This window comes from Bradyrhizobium yuanmingense (genome assembly GCF_025200905.1).
In the GTDB taxonomy this organism is placed as follows: domain Bacteria; phylum Pseudomonadota; class Alphaproteobacteria; order Rhizobiales; family Xanthobacteraceae; genus Bradyrhizobium; species Bradyrhizobium yuanmingense.
The window spans coordinates 3,571,823-3,590,085 of record NZ_CP104173.1 but is presented as its reverse complement, the minus strand read 5'-3'; the positions used below and the strand labels follow the sequence as shown (position 1 = coordinate 3,590,085).

18 protein-coding genes are annotated in these 18,263 nt (G+C 65.1%); 7 read left to right on the top strand and 11 right to left on the bottom strand.

Translation table 11 applies throughout. The annotated features are described in order from the left end of the window. Position 1: 1 nt before the first annotated feature. Positions 2 to 148 (top strand): hypothetical protein, encoded by a 147-nt coding sequence (locus tag N2605_RS16870; protein ID WP_167361662.1) that lies wholly within the window; start codon positions 2 to 4, stop codon positions 146 to 148. Between the two features lie 189 nt (positions 149 to 337). On the opposite strand, the gene ntrC is transcribed toward N2605_RS16870, so the two are convergent. Genes ntrC through dusB form a run of 3 tightly spaced genes read right to left on the bottom strand, consistent with a single transcriptional unit; the run spans position 338 to position 3,963 of the window. Beyond that, positions 338 to 1,780 (bottom strand): nitrogen regulation protein NR(I), encoded by a 1,443-nt coding sequence (gene ntrC, locus N2605_RS16865; RefSeq protein ID WP_035999368.1) that lies wholly within the window; start codon positions 1,778 to 1,780, stop codon positions 338 to 340. Between the two features lie 9 nt (positions 1,781 to 1,789). Continuing rightward, positions 1,790 to 2,965 (bottom strand): two-component system sensor histidine kinase NtrB, encoded by a 1,176-nt coding sequence (locus N2605_RS16860; RefSeq protein WP_035999469.1) that lies wholly within the window; start codon positions 2,963 to 2,965, stop codon positions 1,790 to 1,792. Then, positions 2,962 to 3,963, bottom strand: a complete 1,002-nt coding sequence (dusB, locus tag N2605_RS16855; RefSeq protein ID WP_085968735.1) for a tRNA dihydrouridine synthase DusB — start codon at positions 3,961 to 3,963, stop codon at positions 2,962 to 2,964. The genes N2605_RS16860 and dusB overlap by 4 nt, the downstream gene beginning before the upstream one ends. A gap of 277 nt (positions 3,964 to 4,240) precedes the next feature. Here dusB and N2605_RS16850 point away from each other — a divergent pair, with 277 nt between their 5' ends. Next, the gene (locus N2605_RS16850; RefSeq protein WP_225173358.1) at positions 4,241 to 5,422 is read left to right on the top strand and encodes a bifunctional 2-C-methyl-D-erythritol 4-phosphate cytidylyltransferase/2-C-methyl-D-erythritol 2,4-cyclodiphosphate synthase; all 1,182 of its coding nucleotides are present in this window, start codon (positions 4,241 to 4,243) and stop codon (positions 5,420 to 5,422) included. 3 nt (positions 5,423 to 5,425) lie between these two features. Next, a complete protein-coding gene (locus tag N2605_RS16845) occupies positions 5,426 to 6,034 on the top strand; it encodes a CinA family protein (protein WP_035999375.1) in 609 nt (202 codons plus the stop codon). A 6-nt stretch (positions 6,035 to 6,040) separates the two neighbouring features. Here the strand turns inward: N2605_RS16845 and N2605_RS16840 are convergent, their stop codons facing one another. From N2605_RS16840 to lipA, 3 genes are all read right to left on the bottom strand, one after another. Further along, on the bottom strand, positions 6,041 to 6,823 hold the full coding sequence (locus tag N2605_RS16840; RefSeq protein ID WP_050996038.1) for a mechanosensitive ion channel family protein: 783 nt from the start codon (positions 6,821 to 6,823) through the stop codon (positions 6,041 to 6,043). Positions 6,824 to 6,979: 156 nt separating this feature from the next. Continuing rightward, complete coding sequence (locus N2605_RS16835; protein ID WP_027542754.1) at positions 6,980 to 7,450, bottom strand: type II toxin-antitoxin system RatA family toxin; 471 nt, start codon at positions 7,448 to 7,450, stop codon at positions 6,980 to 6,982. A gap of 6 nt (positions 7,451 to 7,456) precedes the next feature. Beyond that, positions 7,457 to 8,413, bottom strand: a complete 957-nt coding sequence (gene lipA / locus N2605_RS16830; RefSeq protein ID WP_225125418.1) for a lipoyl synthase — start codon at positions 8,411 to 8,413, stop codon at positions 7,457 to 7,459. Between the two features lie 130 nt (positions 8,414 to 8,543). On the opposite strand from lipA, the gene N2605_RS16825 reads away from it, so the two are divergent. After that, positions 8,544 to 9,146 (top strand): DNA-3-methyladenine glycosylase, encoded by a 603-nt coding sequence (locus N2605_RS16825; RefSeq protein ID WP_225125420.1) that lies wholly within the window; start codon positions 8,544 to 8,546, stop codon positions 9,144 to 9,146. 91 nt (positions 9,147 to 9,237) lie between these two features. Here N2605_RS16825 and N2605_RS16820 read toward each other — a convergent pair whose 3' ends face one another. From N2605_RS16820 to N2605_RS16800, 5 genes are all read right to left on the bottom strand, one after another. Further along, positions 9,238 to 12,114: a valine--tRNA ligase gene (locus tag N2605_RS16820; protein ID WP_260347275.1), complete on the bottom strand. Its 2,877-nt coding sequence runs from the start codon at positions 12,112 to 12,114 to the stop codon at positions 9,238 to 9,240. A gap of 151 nt (positions 12,115 to 12,265) precedes the next feature. After that, complete coding sequence (locus tag N2605_RS16815) at positions 12,266 to 13,036, bottom strand: PopZ family protein (RefSeq protein ID WP_225112862.1); 771 nt, start codon at positions 13,034 to 13,036, stop codon at positions 12,266 to 12,268. Between the two features lie 303 nt (positions 13,037 to 13,339). Beyond that, positions 13,340 to 14,725 (bottom strand): TolC family outer membrane protein, encoded by a 1,386-nt coding sequence (locus N2605_RS16810; protein ID WP_035999388.1) that lies wholly within the window; start codon positions 14,723 to 14,725, stop codon positions 13,340 to 13,342. 203 nt (positions 14,726 to 14,928) lie between these two features. After that, positions 14,929 to 15,591 carry a protein-L-isoaspartate O-methyltransferase family protein gene (locus tag N2605_RS16805; protein WP_225173360.1) on the bottom strand — a complete coding sequence of 221 codons (663 nt, stop codon included), beginning with the start codon at positions 15,589 to 15,591 and terminating at the stop codon, positions 14,929 to 14,931. A 141-nt stretch (positions 15,592 to 15,732) separates the two neighbouring features. Next, the gene (locus N2605_RS16800; protein WP_225112861.1) at positions 15,733 to 15,912 is read right to left on the bottom strand and encodes a hypothetical protein; all 180 of its coding nucleotides are present in this window, start codon (positions 15,910 to 15,912) and stop codon (positions 15,733 to 15,735) included. A 458-nt stretch (positions 15,913 to 16,370) separates the two neighbouring features. On the opposite strand from N2605_RS16800, the gene N2605_RS16795 reads away from it, so the two are divergent. The 3 genes from N2605_RS16795 to N2605_RS16785 are packed head-to-tail and all read left to right on the top strand — an operon-like array spanning position 16,371 to position 18,144. Beyond that, positions 16,371 to 17,018: a CoA transferase subunit A gene (locus tag N2605_RS16795; RefSeq protein ID WP_035999395.1), complete on the top strand. Its 648-nt coding sequence runs from the start codon at positions 16,371 to 16,373 to the stop codon at positions 17,016 to 17,018. 4 nt (positions 17,019 to 17,022) lie between these two features. After that, positions 17,023 to 17,673, top strand: coding sequence for a 3-oxoacid CoA-transferase subunit B (locus N2605_RS16790; protein ID WP_036028009.1), 651 nt, complete (start codon positions 17,023 to 17,025; stop codon positions 17,671 to 17,673). Positions 17,674 to 17,685: 12 nt separating this feature from the next. Continuing rightward, positions 17,686 to 18,144: a MaoC family dehydratase gene (locus tag N2605_RS16785; RefSeq protein ID WP_036028008.1), complete on the top strand. Its 459-nt coding sequence runs from the start codon at positions 17,686 to 17,688 to the stop codon at positions 18,142 to 18,144. The last annotated feature ends 119 nt before the right edge of the window (positions 18,145 to 18,263 follow it).

Sequence of the window (18,263 nt, the reverse complement as noted above, 5' to 3'; positions counted from 1 at the left end):
CATGGATAGGATCTTTCTCGCGACGATGGTTTCGGCCGTTCTGCTGCTGATCGTGGCCGCCGACCTCCTGGTCAACGGCCTCGGCCTTCAGCAGCCGCCGCTGAATGTCGCGAGCGTGGTGCCAGCCTCCGGCGGACTGGTCAGATAGGCGCAATGGCCGCGCTGCGGCCGACGACCAATTTGAATGTGCGGGCGGAACATTAGAGTCCCGTCAGGACTTGTGCTCACCGCGTCAGCCACAACGGCCAGCGCGATCCGGACAGGCTCAGCTCTGCCTTGGTAGGGGGAGCTGAGCCACCGGTCCGCGCTAGCGCGTTTGGCGTTCGTCGCAAGAAAGTCAGCCCCCGCTCCGATACACCTGGATGTCGAGATCCCGGATCTTCTTCCGCAGCGTGTTGCGGTTGAGGCCGAGCAGGTCCGCAGCGCGGATCTGGTTGCCACGGGTGGCGGCGAGCGCGGCCGTGAGCAGCGGCACCTCGATCTCCTTGAGGATGCGGTGATAGAGGCCTGGCGGCGGCACGCCGTTCGGGAAGCCCTGGAAGTGCGAGGACAGATACGCCTCCACGGCGCCGCCGAGATTGTCGACCCCCTGCTGGACCGCAGCCCCCGGGCTGACCGAGGGCGGCGCGAGCTCGCCGTCGATGACGGAGGACGTGATCACGTCCTGCGGATAGAGCGCGGCGAGCCGCCGGGCGAGATTTTCCAACTCGCGCACGTTGCCGGGCCAGCGGTGCTGCTTCAGCCGCTCCAGCGCCAGCGTGTCGAGCTTCTTCGGCGGCAGACCGTCCTTCTCGGCCAGCGTGAAGAAGTGCCGCACGAGATCCGGCAGGTCCTCGATGCGCTCGCGCAAGGGCGGCAGCCGCAGCGGGACGACGTTGAGGCGGAAGAACAGGTCTTCGCGGAACAGGCCCTGCTGGATCAGCACGCGCAGGTCCTTGTTGGACGCCGCGACGATGCGCACGTCGGTCTTGATGGGGGTACGGCCGCCGACGGTGGTGTATTCGCCCTGCTGCAGCACGCGCAGCAGGCGGGTCTGCGCCTCCATCGGCATGTCGCCGATCTCGTCGAGGAACAGCGTGCCGCCCTCGGCCTGCTCGAACCGGCCGGAGGCGCGGGTGTTGGCGCCGGTAAAGGCACCGCGCTCGTGGCCGAACAATTCGGACTCGATGAGATCGCGCGGGATCGCCGCCATGTTGACCGCGACAAAGGGGCCGTTGCGGCGCTTGCCGTAATCGTGCAGCGCTCGCGCCACCAGTTCCTTGCCGGTTCCGGACTCACCCGTGATCATCACGGTGAGATCGGTCTGCATCAGGCGCGCCAGCACGCGGTAGATTTCCTGCATCGCCGGCGAGCGGCCGACCAGCGGGATCGCCTCCATCTCGGCGTCCTCGTCCGGCGACGAGGTCCGCTCCTTCGGCTCGGCGAGCGCGCGGCCGACGATGGCGATCAGTTCCTTCAGGTCGAAGGGCTTTGGCAGATATTCGTAAGCCCCGCGCTCGGAGGCGCGGATCGCCGTCATGAAGGTGTTCTGCGCGCTCATGACGATGACGGGCAGGTTCGGCCGCATCTTCTTGATCCGCGGCAACAGGTCGAAGGCGTTTTCGTCCGGCATCACCACATCGGTGATGACGAGATCGCCCTCGCCCTGGCTGACCCAACGCCACAGCGTTGCGGCATTGCCGGTCAGCCGCACTTCGTAACCGGCGCGGGACAGTGCCTGATTAAGAACGGTGCGGATGGCGGTATCGTCATCGGCTACGAGAATGCTACCTGCGGGCATCGTTGATCCTCATTTTGCCCCCTGTGACGCAGGCGACGACTTCCCGGCAGAGCCGTCGCGACTGCTTTGATCGGCGTGTTTGACCGATGTGGAATACATCGGCATCAGCACGCGGAAGGTGGTCTTGCGCGGCTGAGATTCGCATTCGATGATGCCCCCGTGATCGCCGACGATCTTGGCGACCAGCGCAAGGCCGAGACCCGAGCCGGTCTGCTTGGTGGTCACGAAGGGATCGAACAGGTTGGGCAGAAGATCGTCGGGCACGCCGGGTCCGTTGTCCTTCACACAGAATTCGAGCGGAAGGGATACCCGCGATTTTTGACCGGGGACTGACAGGCGCACACCGGGTCGGAACGCGGTGGTGAGCTGGATCTCGGCATCGGGCACGTCGATCAGCGCTTCGGCGGCGTTCTTCACGAGATTGAGGAACACCTGGATCAGCTGGTCCTGGTTCGCCAGCACCGGCGGCAGCGAGGGATCGTAATCCTCGACGAAGCGGATGTTGCGGGCAAAGCCCGACTGCGCCAGCCGCTTGACGTGATCGAGCACCGAATGGATGTTGACGGGGCCGCGCACCACGGGGCGCTCGTCGCCGAACACCTCCATGCGGTCGACCAGCGTCACGATGCGGTCGGCCTCGTCGCAGATCAGCCGCGTCAGCATGCGGTCCTCGGACGAGGCCTGCTGCTCGAGCAGCTGCGCTGCGCCGCGAATGCCCGAAAGCGGATTCTTGATTTCATGCGCGAGCATTGCTGCTAGCGCTATCACCGAGCGCGCTGCGCTGCGATGGGTGAGCTGCCGATCCATCTTGTCGGCGATGGTGCGCTCCTGCAGCATCACGACGATATGGCCGGGCCGCTCGGTGAGTGGAGCCACGTGCAGGTCGACCTGGCGGTCGCCGCCCATGCGCGGCGTGCCGAGATCGACCTTGTATTCGTTGACCGGCGCGTTCGAGGAGCGCACTTGGTCGATCAGCGCCAGCAACGGGCTGCCGAACGGCACCAGCTCCTTTAGCGACTGCCGCTTCAGGAATTGCGTGGAGATCTCGAAGAAGGCCTCGGTGGCGATGTTGGCGGCGACGATCTTGCCGTCGGGCCCGATCATGAGCACGGGGTTGGGCAAAGCATCCAGGATTGCGTCGCTGTCGGACTGAAGCGGCCGACGATGTTCAGCGGCTGAACTCATGCAGCAGCGCTCCATGCGAAGTCGTCGAAGGCGTCTTGCAGTGCATCGTGAACGAGGCGCGGATCCTCCGAGACCAGGATCTTCTGCCGCCAGGATTTCAGCTTCTCGGCCGGCGCACGGCTCGCCTGCGCTGCGACGTCGAGCGCCCAGCCCAGATGCTTGCGGGCGTGCCTCAGTCCGATGCGCAGGCCATAGAGCGCACAAACGCCGTCATAGAGCGTGCGGACATAATGCAGCTGCGTCTGGAGCGAGGGCACGGCTTCCTCGGCCCCGCCGTTCAGACGGCGGCCGATCTGGCCCGGCAGCCAGGGCTGGCCCTGCGCGCCGCGGCCGATCATCACGGCGTCGGCGCCCGAGGCGTCCAATGCCGCCAGCGCCTTTTCGTAAGAGGTGATGTCGCCGTTGACGACGAGCGGAAGGGAGGTGGCCTCGCGCACGGCGCGGATCGCATCCCAATCGGCCTCGCCCTTGTAGAACTGGCAGCGGGTGCGGCCGTGCACGGTGACGAGCTTGATTCCGGCGGCCTCGGCACGTCGCGCCAGCTCCGGCGCGTTGCGGCTGCGGTCGTCCCAACCGAGGCGCATCTTCAGCGTCACCGGCACCTTCACCGCCGCGATCGTCGCTTCGATCAGGCTGACGGCATGGTCGAGGTCGCGCATCAAGGCCGAGCCGGACTGGCCGCCGGTGACGTGTCGGGCGGGACAGCCCATGTTGATGTCGATGATATCGGCGCCTTCCGCTTCGGCGATCCGGGCGCCTTCGGCCATCCAATGCATCTCGCAGCCGGCGAGCTGGACCACATGCGGGCCGATGCCAGTGGCTTCGCAGCGCAACCGGGACATCCGGTGGCCATTGGCGAGCTCATCGCTAGCGGTCATTTCAGACACAACGAGACCAGCCCCAAGCTCGGCGGCCAGCCGGCGGACGGGCGAGTCAGTCACACCCGACATCGGCGCCAGGAAGACCGGGGTGGCGACTTCAATATCGCCTATTTTCAACGGCTTAGAGCCTGATACTGCCGAGCCGGTCACAGGGGTCCCGTTGACTGGGCAGGGCCTCATCGCGCCTGCCATGATCTATCTTGCGCACAATTCTTGTGCAGTCAAGCGTCATGCCTACAGTTTAGACAGTTCTGTAGATCTTTCAAGTGCACTGCAGCAAAATGCTGTTTCCCACAATCCGGGGAAACCCCCTTTTTTTGCGGGCCTGCCGTGCTAGAGGCATGCCGGCAAATCACCCCCTGCTCTTTCATTAGCAATTGAGTATTTGAGTCCTATGGCGAAATCACAGCGCACCGCGGTCGTCCTCGTCGCAGCCGGGCGTGGACTGCGCGCCGGCGCCGGCGGGCCGAAGCAATATCGCGAGATCGGCGGCGTGCCCGTGATCCGCCGCGCCATGGAAGCCTTCAGCGGTCACACTGAGGTGTTCGCGGTGCAGCCGGTGGTGAACCCCGACGACAGCGCCATGTTCACCGCAGCGGTCGCAGGGCTCAGGCACGAGCCACCGACCAATGGCGGCGCGACGCGGCAGGCTTCGGTGCTCGCCGGCCTCGAAGCGCTGGCCAAGCACAATCCGGACATCGTGCTGATCCACGACGCCGCGCGCCCCTTCGTCTCGGAAGGCGTGATCTCGCGCGCGATCGAGGCGGCGAGCCGCAACGGCGCTGCGATCCCCACCGTTGCCGTCACCGACACCATCAAGGTCACCGGCGAAAGCGGCAACGTCGAGGCCACGCCGGAGCGCGCTTCCTTGCGGATCGCACAGACGCCGCAATCCTTTCGTTTCGACGTCATCCTCGAGGCGCATCGTCGTGCGGCAAGGGATGGACGCTCGGATTTCACCGACGATGCCGCGATTGCCGAATGGGCAGGATTGACGGTTGCAACCTTTGAAGGCGATGTTGCCAACATGAAGCTCACAACTCCCGAGGATTTCGTGCGCGAGGAAGCGCGCCTGGCCGCCCAGCTCGGCGACATCAGGACCGGCACCGGCTACGACGTGCACGCCTTCGGCGAAGGCGACCATGTCATGATCTGCGGCGTGCGCGTGCCGCACACCAAGGGTTTCCTGGCTCATTCCGACGGCGATGTCGGCCTGCATGCGCTGGTCGACGCCATTCTCGGCGCTCTCGCCGACGGCGACATCGGCTCGCACTTCCCGCCGAGCGATGCGAAGTGGAAGGGCGCCTCCTCCGACCAGTTCCTGAAATATGCCATCGAGCGCGTCGCAGCGCGCGGCGGCCGCGTCGCCAATCTCGAGGTCACGCTGATCTGCGAGCGGCCGAAGATCGGCCCGTTGCGCGACACCATGCGCGCGCGCATCGCCGAGATCTCCGGCGTCGACATCTCGCGCATCGCAGTGAAGGCGACCACCAGCGAGCGGCTCGGCTTCACCGGCCGCGAGGAAGGCATCGCGGCGACCGCGAGCGCCACCATCCGCCTTCCCTGGGGCGTCTAGGCCATGGGCGGCAGCGACGCACGCGCCCTCTCCCGCTCGCTGCTCGATCTGTGCCGGATGCGCAAGCTGACGATCGCAACGGCCGAATCCTGCACCGGCGGTCTCGTCGCGGGCGCACTGACTGACATCCCGGGCTCGTCCGATGTCATCGACCGCGGCTTCGTCACCTATTCCAACGAGGCCAAGCGCGCGATGCTTGGCGTCGAGGCGAGCACGTTGGCCAATTTCGGCGCCGTAAGCAAGGAGACCGCGACCGCAATGGCAATCGGTGCGCTTGAGCGCGCCGATGTCGATCTCGCGGTCGCCATTACCGGCATCGCCGGCCCGGGCGGCGCCACGCCCGGCAAGCCGGTCGGTCTCGTGCACTTCGCCGCCGCCGCGCGCGACGGCCGCATCATCCACCGCGAGCACCGCTTCGGCGCCATCGGCCGCAGCGCGGTGCGCGCCCGCTCCGTGGTCGAGGCGCTGCGCATGCTGATGGATCTGGCCCGCGGCCCGCAAGTCGCGGCCAAGCCGCAGCGCACCGCCGCCAGCCGCCTGCGCCCGCGTGTGACGCGCTCACCGCGCCGGCATGTGGTCAAACGCAGGCCGCCACGTCCGCCGCGGGGATAAATCGTCTCAGGCGGCCGTGGCAAGCAGCGCGCTCGCATGATCAAGCACGCACTGCTTGACCGCGCCAGCTTCAGACGGTTTCGCCTTGGCGCTAACCGTCAATTCCAGGATCGGCGCGGCGGGATTGGCGACATCGAGGACCTTGCTGACGGAGACGGCAGGTTGCGCCTGATCGTCGATGCGGGAATCCTTGCGAAGCTCCTTCAGGATGCGATCGGCCAGCGCCGGAACGGCGCCGGCGGGGACCGGAAACGTCACCTTGATCTCGCCCGTGCCAGGATAGGCGCTGTGGTTGATGATGGCCGCGCCCCAGACCTGTCCATTCGGCAAAAGGATTTGCGTGTTGTCGGGCGCGACCAGCTCGGTCATGAACAGCGACAGCGATCTCACCTTGCCCGCCTTGCCGGCGACCTCGACATCGTCGCCGATGTGAAAGGGCCGGAACAAGAGCAGCATCACGCCGGCGGCGAGATTGGACAGCGTGCCCTGCAAGGCAAGACCAATGGCGAGCGAGGTCGCGCCCAGCACGGCAACGAGGCTCGCCGTCTGGATGCCGAACAGCTGCAGCACGGCGATGCCGACGACCGCGAGCACGCCATAGCGCGCAAGGCTGCCTACGAACAGCGTCACCAGCGGGTCGACGCGGTGGGTCACGCTGAGGACGCGCGTGACGAAGCGTTGCATCGCGCCGGACAGATACCAGCCGACCGCGAGCAGCAGGACCGCGTAGATCGCGTTCAGGCCATACAGGACAAGCGAAGCTTTCAGCGTGTCGAAATTGATGGTCATGACGGCTCCAACCCGGTCAGTCGGTTGAGAACGCGCCGCGATGCGAAATGATCCCGGTGGATGCTGATGGGGAACACGGAGCGATGTTGGATTGGGAGGGCACGCCCGCCGCTCCATTGTCATTGCGAGCGGTGGAGAGAGCAGTGCTGATCGCGACTACGTCGACGCCAGCTTTGGCCGGCCGTAGATCGCGTCCGCCCGTTTCTCGAACGCGGTCGAGAACCGCGCGAAGGCGGCATCGAACATCGAGCCCATCAGCATCGCCAGCATGCGGCTCTTGAATTCGTAGGCGAGGAAGAAGCCGACGTCGCAGACGCCCTCGCCCTTGGGCTCGAACGTCCAACGGTTTTCCAGATTCCTGAACGGACCTTGCAGATATTCGACCAGGATCTTCAGATTGGCGCGGTCGAGCGTCACGCGGCTGGTGAAGGATTCCTTGACCAGCTTGAACGACACCGTCATGTCGGCGACCAGCACCTCGGTGCCGTCGGGTTTCGCCATGCGCTGGCGCACCTTCAGCGCGCTGCACAGCGGCACGAATTCCGGGTAGCGCTCGACATCGGCGACCAGATCAAACATCTCGGACGCGCTGTGGTTGACACGGTGCTTGCTCGAAACTCGATGCATGGTACGTCAGCGGGCGTGAGCTGCCCGCGCAGCCTTCAGTCTCGCGAAATCCTCGCCGGCATGATGCGACGAGCGGGTGAGCGGGCTTGCCGACACCATCAGGAAGCCCTTGGTGTAGGCGATCTTTTCGTAGGACGAGAACTCGTCCGGCGGCACGTAGCGCATCACCGCGTGATGCTTGCGGGTCGGTTGCAGATATTGTCCGATGGTCAGGAAGTCGACGTCGGCCGAGCGTAGATCGTCCATCACCTGCTGCACCTCGTGGCGCTCTTCGCCGAGGCCGACCATGATGCCGGACTTGGTGAAGATGGTGGGATCGAGCTCCTTGACCCGCTGCAGCAGCCGGATCGAATGGAAGTAGCGCGCGCCGGGCCGCACCGTGAGATAGCGCGACGGCACCGTCTCGAGATTGTGGTTGAACACGTCGGGCTTCGCCGCAACGACGATTTCGAGCGCCCCCTCCTTGCGCAGGAAGTCGGGCGTCAGGATCTCGATCGTCGTCGAGGGACACGCGGCCCTGATCGCGCGGATAGTCCGAGCGAAATGCTCGGCACCGCCGTCAGTGAGGTCGTCGCGGTCGACCGAGGTGATGACGACGTGGGCGAGGCCGAGCTTGGCCACGGCCTCGGCGACGTTCTGCGGCTCGGCCGCATCCAGTGCATTCGGCAAGCCGGTCTTGACGTTGCAGAAGGCGCAGGCCCGGGTGCAGGTGTCACCCATGATCATAAAGGTCGCGTGCTTCCTGTCCCAGCACTCGCCAATGTTCGGGCAGCCCGCCTCCTCGCACACCGTGTGCAGGCCGTTGGCGCGCACGATGTTGCGGGTGTCGGCATAGCCGCGGGTGTTCGGAGCGCGCACGCGAATCCAGTCCGGCTTCGGCGGCGAAGCGGAATCGGGCCGATTCACCTTTTCGGGGTGGCGCGGGCGCAGCGGATTCGAGATGGTATCGACAATAACGACCATGGGGTGTCCGGTCTGTTCAGGTCCTACCTAGTCGGTCTGGCCTGGCATCGCAACCCGGCTCGCCCCGCTTCAGGGAACATGGCAGATATGGGCAATATCTTGCTCTGTTCTCAGGCGATTCTCACCTCGAATGGCTCCAATCTCGAACGCTTCACCACCGCGGCTCGGCAAGCCCCTGAAGCGCGCCTTCTTCGGACGCAGCGTCCATGAGGTCGCGCCCGACCTGATCGGCGCCACCATGCTCGTCGACGGCGTCGGCGGGATCATCGTCGAGGTCGAGGCCTATCACCATACCGACCCGGCGGCGCACTCCTATCGCGGGCCGACGCAGCGGAACCAGGTCATGTTTGGCCCGCCTGGCTTTGCCTATGTCTACCGCTCCTACGGCATTCATTGGTGCGTCAACTTCGTCTGCGAGGAGGAAGGCTCGGCCAGTGCCGTGTTGATCCGCGCGCTGGAGCCGACGCATGGATTGGCCGCGATGCGCCAACGCCGGCGTCTGCAGGAGGTGCATGCGCTGTGCTCGGGCCCTGGCAAGCTGACCGAGGCGCTCGGCATCACCATCGCGCACAACGCCCTGCCGCTGGACCGGCCCCCCATCGCGTTGCATGCGCGAACCGAGGATGTCGAGGTCGCAACCGGCATCCGCATCGGCATCACCAAGGCGGTCGAACTGCCCTGGCGCTACGGCGTCAGGGGCTCGAAGTTTTTGAGCAAGCCGTTTCCGAAATAGGCCTAAAGCGCGATGAATCATCATCGCGCTTTAGGTTATTGTTTGAGCATGATCTTTCCGGAAAACCGCTGCACACTGTTCCGATCATGCTCTAAGACGCCTGCTTCAGCCGCTCCATCGCCTCGAGCAGCTTGGCCTTGCGCGCCAGCGCCGCCTCGCGCTTTTCGCGCTCCTCCTCGACGACCTCCTCGGCCGCGTTGGCGACGAACTTCTCGTTCGCCAGCTTCGACTCGGCGCGCTTGATGTCGGCCTCGGCCTTGGCGATCTCCTTGTCGAGACGCGTGCGCTCGGCGCCGACGTCGATCACGCCCTTGAGCGGCAGCGCGGCGACCTCGCCGCGCACCAGCAGTTGGACAGCGCCGTCAGGCGCGCGGTCGGCGAACGAGATGTCCGACAGCCGCGCCATACGCTTGATGACATCGGTCCAGCGCGGCGCGCGCTCCTTGGTTTCGGCCGAAGCGCCTGCGAGCACCAGCGCCGTCAGCGTTGCCGGCGCGATATTCATCTCGGCTCGCACCGAGCGGATCTGCGTGACGAGGTCGATGACCCAGCCGATCTCGGCTTCGGCAGCCGGATCGGTGAAGTCGGCATGATCGAAGATCGGCAGCACCCAGGCCGGCGAGACGAGCGCATCGGTCGGTCCCGTGGTCGCCGCAAGCATCGCGAGCTGCTCCGGCGTCGGCTCGACCGGCTTCAGCGGCCACGGCGCCAATGCGAGCAGGCCCTCGCGCCTGGCCGTCACCTCCCACAGCTCTTCGGTGATGAAGGGCATGAAGGGATGCAACAGCTTCAGGATCTCGTCGCGCGCCCAGGCGACCATGGCGCGGGTCTCGTCCTTGGCAGGGTTGTCCGGACCGAGCAGCACGGGCTTGGCGAGCTCGACATACCAGTCGCAATAGACGTTCCAGACGAAGCGATAGATGCTGCCGGCTGCATCGTTGAAGCGATAAGCTTCGATCGCCTCGGTCACCTCGCGCGTGGTGTGGGCGGTCTCATGCGCGATCCACCGGTTCAGCGTCTCCTTTGCCTTCGCCGGCTCGAAACCATCAGGCACGGCGCAGTGGTTCATCTCCGCGAACCGGCACGCGTTCCAGAGCTTGGTCGCGAAATTGCGGTAGCCTTCGACGCGGCTGGTGGCGAGCTTGATGTCGCGCCCCTGCGCCGCCATCGCGGCCAGGGTGAAGCGCAGCGCGTCGGCGCCGTATTCGTCGATCAGGTGGAGGGGATCGATGACGTTGCCCTTCGACTTCGACATCTTGGCGCCCTTCTCGTCGCGGACGAGGGCGTGGATGTAGATGGTCGAGAACGGTACTTCCTTCATGAAGTGCAGGCCCATCATCATCATGCGGGCGACCCAGAAGAAGATGATGTCGAAGCCGGTCACCAGCGCATTGGTCGGATAATAGCGCTGCACCTCGGGCGTCTCGTCGGGCCAGCCGAGCGTCGAGAACGGCCACAGCGCCGAGGAGAACCAGGTGTCGAGCACGTCCTCATCGCGCGTGATGAAGCCTTCCCGCTTGTTGCGGTCGAGCGCCATCTCGCGGCCCTGCTCGGGCGTAATGACCTCCTGCTCGACGTAATAGCCGAGCGCGTGGCTGATGGCCTCCTCCTCGGTCTCGGCGACGAACACCTTGCCGTCAGGGCCGTACCAGGCCGGGATCTGATGGCCCCACCAGAGCTGACGCGAGATGCACCAGGGCTGGATGTTCTCCATCCACTCGTAATAGGTCTTTTCCCAGTTCTTCGGCACGAACGTCGTTTCGCCCGAACGCACCGCCGCGATCGCAGGTCTCGCCAGCGTCTTGGCGTCGACGTACCACTGGTCGGTCAGGTAGGGCTCGATCACGCTGTTGGAACGATCGCCGTGCGGCACCATGTGGGTGTGCGGCTCGATCCGTTCGACGAAGCCGAACGATTCCAGCCGCTCGACGATGCGCTTGCGCGCAGCGAAGCGGTCGACCTTGTGGAATTCCTCGGCGAATTGCGCAGCGCCTTCGGGCAGGTCGCGCAGATAATCCTCGTTGTCGAGGAGATCGAGACAGCCTTCCCTGTCGAGCACGCTGATCCGGCGCAGCCCGTGGCGATTGCCGACCTCGAAATCGTTGAAGTCGTGCGCCGGCGTCACCTTCACAGCGCCCGATCCCTTCTCGGGATCGGAATACTCGTCGGCGACGATTTTGATCTTGCGGCCGACCAGCGGCAGGACGACATTCTTGCCGATCAGCTTCTGGTAGCGATCATCCTCCGGATGGACGGCCACGCCGGTATCGCCGAGCATGGTCTCGGGGCGCGTGGTGGCGACCACGATGAAGCTCGAGGGATCCTCGGGGTTGAACGTCTTGCCCTCGATCGGATAGCGCAGATACCAGAGGTGGCCCTTCACTTCCGTCTGCTGCACTTCGAGATCTGAGATCGCGGTCAGCAGCTTGGTGTCCCAGTTCACCAGCCGCTTGTCCTTGTAGATCAGGCCCTCACGGTGCAGCTCGACGAAGACCTTGACGACGGCCTTCGACAGGCCCTCGTCCATCGTGAAGCGCTCGCGCGACCAGTCGCAGGACGCACCGAGGCGCTTGAGCTGGTTGATGATGGTGTCGCCACTCTCGGCCTTCCACTGCCAGACCCGCTCCAGAAACTTCTCGCGGCCCATCTCGCGGCGACCGGGCTGCTGGCGCTCCATCAGCTGCCGCTCGACCACCATCTGGGTGGCGATCCCGGCATGATCGGTGCCGGGCTGCCACAGCACGTCGCGGCCGCGCATGCGCTCGAACCGGCAAAGGATGTCCTGCAGCGTGTTGTTGAGGGCGTGGCCCATGTGCAGCGAGCCCGTCACGTTCGGCGGCGGGATCACGATGGTGAAGGGCACGGCATCACGGCGGTCGGGCCGGCCAGCCTTGAACGCAAGGCTGTCCTCCCACACCACGGACATGCGGGTTTCGATATCGGCGGGCTGGTAATTTTTCTCGATCATGGGGCTGCTAGAAAGCCGCGCGAGGGGGCCAAGTCAACGAAAAGTCAACGAAAAGGCCAGGGAAAACGAGGCGGCAACAGCGCTTTCCAGCCCGGTCCGGGGCCCGAATATGACGCCCAAGCCGGGCTTTATGAGGGCCCTTCGGCCGCCCTCAGCGGCCGCCGCGCGAGACCCGCTCGATTTCGGCCTTCACGATGCGTTCAACGAGGCCGGGCAGGTTGTCGTCGAGCCAGGACTTCAGCATCGGCCGCAGCATCTCCTTGACCAGGTCCTCCAGCGTCCGCGCATTGCTGCTGAGCACCGTATGGGCCAGGGAGTTGAAGGCGGATTCGACCGCGGAGACCGTCGATTGCGCGAGGATCGGCTGCTGCGGGGGCAGCGGCGGCGCGTCGAAGTCCACCGGCGCGTAGGACGGCGGCGGGGCGGGACGCGGCGGCTCGGCGAATTCGAGATCGTCGCGTGGCTCGACCTTGCGGAAGGTCGGCGGCGGCGGAGGCGGCGTCGGGTCCATCGCCATGTCGTCGGTCAGTTCGAGCACGTCGGGCTCAGGCTCAGGCTCGGGCTCTGGCTCGGGCGCGCGGACCTCCGGCGTAGGTGTGGCCGCATCGAGACCCGCCAGCAACGCGTCGATATCGTCCTGGCTGTTTGATGCGTCCGCCGCGGGCGCCGGCGCAGGTGGCGGCGCCGGCTTTGCAGCCGGCGGCGGTGCCGGCTTCTCGGCGGCGGGTTTAGGCGGAGCGACCTTGGATGGCGGGATGTCGTTCATCGCCTGCGGCTTCGGCGGCGCGGCGGGCGCAGCAGCCTTCTCGGGCTTGGCGGCCTCAGCCGGCGGGGGCTTTGCCTCGTCGTCGGCAATGATGCGCCGGATCGAGGCCAGAATCTCCTCCATCGAGGGTTCTGTGACCTTTGCAGGCTGCGTCATCTCCGACTCCACATCATCAACGCCCTCGCATGCGTTGTTTTACACCAAGCACGGCAGGATTGGCCGGTTCCGCAACGATGGGTCCGCCATTTTCGTCGCCGCAGCCCGACTTGTCCCCAGATCACGGCTCGACGCGCAGCGGTGCGCCCCTGCCCCCGGCGCCGAAGCGTTACGCACACGACATCAACGCGGGCGAATCGACCCGCATCATCTTGGCAAGGCTATGTCAGGGATTTTGACGATTGCAAGCAAAGCACCGGTCGACCTCGGCTATTGGCGAGATCGACCGGATGATTACGGGAATCAGCGGCCGTCAGGCGTGCGCACACCCGCCCAGCTGTCCCGCACCTGATGATAGTGAACGCTGGGGTCGTAGGTCGTAGTCGCAAGGCCGAGGACCTGCGGCGATAGACGCCCGACCGCCGCGAGGACGTTATACGATGCGACCACGCGATCGTGCTGCGCGGTCACCAACGCAACGCGCGCGTTCACCAGCGCCTGCTGCGCATTGAGCACGTCCAGCGTGGTGCGCTGGCCGGCCTTGGCCTCCTCGCGGACGCCGTTCAGGGCGATCTCGGACGCCGTCACCTGCGCCTGAGCCGACTGCACCTGCGCCTTGGTGGCCTGCAGCGAGCCCCACCATTGCACAATGGTCGCGCGGGTCTGGTCGCGAGTCGTTTCGAGGTTGAGCCGCTGCTGCGCCAGGTTCTCCTTGGACTGGCGGATCAGCGAATATTCACCACCGCCATTATAGATCGGCACGGTGAGCTGCGCGATCGCCGATGCGGTGTACGAACGCATCTGAATCAAGGATTGTTCGTCGGCCCGCTGGGCCGTTGCCTGAACCGAAAGTGTCGGCAGCAACGCTCCTTCATTGATCTTGACCTGCAGATAATTGACGTCGATGCCGTACATGGCGGCCGTCACGTTGGGGTGCTCGATCAGGCCGAGCTCGATGGCGGAAGCCAGCGTCTGAGGCAGAAACCGATCGACAGGCGAGCCGGGCGCAAGATTCGTGGGCTCGTTTCCGATGATGCGACGGTAGTTCGCGCGGGTCGTCGTCAGATTCGCTTCAGCGGTGAGCGCCTGGGTCCTCCCGGCCGCCAGTTGCGCTTCCGATTGGGCGACGTCGGTGCGGGTCACTTCGCCGACATTGAAGCGGTCGCGGGTCTGCTTCAGTGTCTGCTCGAGGACGCGCACGTTGCTGCGCTGGACTTCGAGCGTGGCGGCATCCCGCAGATAGTCCATGTAGGTCGTCGCGGCGCTCAGCAGTACGCTCTGATCCATACCGCGCAGCGCTTCACGCGTACCGGACACCTGGCTCTCCGCCGCGCGGGTCCGGTTGGCGGTCTGGTTGCCATTGTAGAGCGTCTGTGTCGCCGTCACGCCAATGCTGCGAGGCACCCTCGTTCCGTAGACTGAGTTGGTCCCGGGGGCACTCTGCAAATCTTGATATGAATAGCCACCGGTCGCTGTCAGATTGACCCTCGGGCGATAGCCCGACAAGGCCTGAGGCACGCCCTCGTCAGTCGAGCGCACCTGGGCACGCTGTGCGTTGAGCTGCGGGTTGTTCTGATAGGCGCGCACCAGCGCGCCCTCGATCGTATCCGCCAAGGCAGGTGTCGGCCCGGCAAGCGCCAGCAGCAGGACCGAAACCGCAGCTCCGGTGAAGAGCTTCACCCCATGCATCCGTGAAATTCCGTTCGTTCTAGCGCCCTGCTCGTGCCCGCGAGCCGGGGTACCGTACCAATGGAGTCGTTGCCCCGCCGCAACATAGGACGCGGTCAAGCGCGACGGAACTACCTGGGGGTGGTTCTCAGTGGAAACTCTTCGCGTGCAGCATCCCGGCCACACTTCTGATTCAGAACGGATTTGGGGCGGCTTTGGGGCCGTCAGAAGACAAAGGCAGCCGCCCGTTCCAGCCCGGGAAGCACCGGGGCGGCGGCGTCGAACAGGGTCCGATGACCGAATTCGCCGTGGGTACGGGTCACGATCGTGGCGCGCGGCGGCCTCGATTCGGCCGACACCCCCACCAGGCGCCCACCCTCCTCCAGCTGCCCGAGCAGCGCTTCCGGCATCACCTCGGCCGCGCCGTTGAGGAGAATCACATCATAGGGGGCAGCAGCAGGGTCCCCCTCGGTGCAGGCCGCCGCCTTGCAGGCGACATTGGCAAGCCCCTGGGCGGCGAAGGCGTCGCTGGCCTTGGCCGCCAAAGCCGAATCGCACTCGGTCGCCGTGACCTGACGCGCGAGCTTGGCGGCCAGTGCGGCGAGATAGCCGGTGGCGCAGCCCACGACCAGCACGTTGTCATCCGCGCCGATCTCGGCGGCCTGGAGCAGCTTGCCGGTCAGCGCCGGCTTGATCAGGAACCGCTTGGCGGCGCCCTCGCTGACGTCGAGGTCGAGATCGAGGTAAGCCAGCGCCTGCCGGCCGGCCGGCACGAAAGCCTCGCGCGGCACCGTGAGCATGGCATCGAGAACACGACGGTCGGTGACGTCATTGGTGCGCACCTGGCCATCGACCATTTTTTGGCGCGCGGTCGAAAAACCGGACATTTGCGGACCCTGCAATGCGGACGATGCCGCGGAGAAAAATCGCGGCATCTTTTGGAGCATGCTCGGTCAAAACGCAACATAGCGGTTGGCGATGCGCGTTTCGCCCTCCGCAACCTCTCCTGATGGAGGGCCGGGCCGGCCCTATTCGATGGCGACTGCCAGGCGGCCAATGAGGCCAGCGACCTCGTCAAGCCGCGCCGAATCCGGCGCCTCGACTGCGCGCGCGAGACAAGCGAGGCATTCATCGTCGCTGAGCTCGGGGATGCCGGCCGGCAGAATCGAGGGGGCCAAATCAGAACGGTCGACCTTGATGTCTGGCATGGGAATCAGCTCCGCGAGTGTCCGGCAGATCCACGCTCGACGTAAATTGAGTCGTTTTGGCGCCGTCCGAATGGCGGGACCTCGCCGACGCACAGGTGTTCGAGCGCGATTCCGTGCTGCACCCCGGTGCTTCGCTCTCGATTTCAGGCAAAGCACATAGCACGCAGCATTAGGATGCAAGGGCAAGCTTTTGAATTTAGTAAGATTCGGCTCTCCGGACTGGATCCGGTTTTGTTACGGAAGCGTCGGTTTCTCTTGAGCCTTTTAGCGCGCCTCAGCGTCGAGGTTCCCAAATCATTCCCAAGGCCTACCAAGCGTTCACGTTGGAGAGGGACGCGCTGACGGCGCGCAATGATCCAGAGGCCCTTGACCCATATCAAGGGAGCCTGTCGCCCGCCCGCCAACATCCACACATTACCGCCCTTCAGCCCATCGTCGGGCGACCGGGAGTTTCGATCATGAAGGCTGTTTCCGTCGAAGAAGCCGTTGCGATGATCCCGGCGGGCGCCAGCGTCATGGTTGGCGGCTTCATGGGAGTTGGAACGCCGGAGCGGCTGCTCGACGAAGTCGTGCGCCAGAGGAAGACGGGTCTGACCTTGATCTCGAATGACGCGGCCACGCCCGGCAAGGGCGTCGGCAAGCTGTTCGATCAGGCACTGGTGTCGAAGCTGACGGCAACGCATATCGGTCTCAATCCGAAGGCGCAGCAGCAGATGCTGGCGAACCAGATCGCGGTCGACCTCGTGCCGCAAGGCACCTTCGTCGAACGCATCCGCGCCGGCGGGTGCGGTCTCGGCGGGGTGCTGACGCCGACCGGGGTCGGAACGCTGGTGGCCGAAGGCAAGCGCCAGATCGAAGTCGACGGCAAGCCGTTCCTGCTGGAAACGGCGCTGCGGGCGCAATTCGCATTGGTGCACGCCTTCCTCGCCGACTACCTCGGCAACCTCGCCTACGCCCTCACCTCGCGCAACTTCAACCCGGTCATGGCGATGGCAGCCGACACCGTCATCGTGACGGCGGAGCATATCGTCCCTGTCGGCGTGATCGCGCCCGATCACGTCGTCACCCCCGCGCCGCTCGTCGACTATCTCATCACCAACGGGTGACATCATGGATCCCCAGATCATCATCGCCCGGCGTGTCGCCAAGGAGCTGAGGAGCGGTAATCTCGTCAATCTCGGCATCGGCATTCCGACCCTGGTCGCCAATTACGTGCCGTCGGACCTGAAGGTCTTCTTCCAGTCCGAGAACGGATTGATCGGCACCGGGCCGATTCCCGAGCAGGGGATGGCGCATCCGACGCTCACCGATGCCGGCGGACGCCCGATCAGCGCGCTGCCGGGCGCATCCACCTTCGACAGCGCGATGTCGTTCGGCTTGATCCGCGGCGGCCACGTCGATGTCACCGTGCTCGGCGGCCTCCAGGTCGATGCGCATGGCCATCTCGCGAACTGGATGATTCCGGGCAAGATGGTCCCGGGCATGGGCGGCGCAATGGACCTCGTCACCGGCGCCAAGCGCGTGATCGTCGCCATGCAGCACGCGGCCAAGGGCAAGTCGAAGATCGTGGTGAAATGCTCGCTGCCGCTGACCTCGGCACGCCCTGTCAACCTTGTCGTGACCGACATGGCCGTGATCGGTTTTCCCGATGGCAAGGCGACGCTGCTGGAAACAGCACCCGGCATGAGCATCGGCGAGGTCATGGCCTTGACGGAGGCCGAACTCGCCATTCCCGACAATGTTCCGGAAATGAAGCTCTGAACAGGTCAACCCATGCGAATATTCAGCGACTTCAACGAGATCAAATCCGCAATCGGCACCGAGATAGGCGCCAGCGACTGGATCGAGATCACGCAGGACCGCATCAACCAGTTCGCCGAGGCGACCTGCGACGAGCAGTGGATCCATGTCGACCAGGAGCGCGCCAAGCAGGAGATGCCGGGCGGCAAGACTATCGCCCATGGCCTGCTCTCGCTTGCCCTTGCCCCGCTGTTCATCCGCTCGGTCATCGGCCTGAAGGGGCTGCGCAACACGCTGAATTACGGTGCTGACCGCATCCGATATCTCGCGCCGGTTCCGGCGGGCTCGAAGTTACGCGGCCGGGTCACGATCGCGGAAGCGGAGGACGTGCCGCCGGACGGGCTGCGCGTCAACTACCACCTCGTGATCGAGATCGAGGGCGGCAAGAAGCCGGCCTGCGTGGCCGAACTGATCGCGCTTCACTATCGCTGAATCAAAGAGTCGAAAAACAACCCCATGCACAGTAGACATGGGGCTGATCTGATTGATGTTTCCTGTTCGCCCGGAACCGGTTGCTCCGTCGGGCAAAACACTGGCAATATTGTCACCAT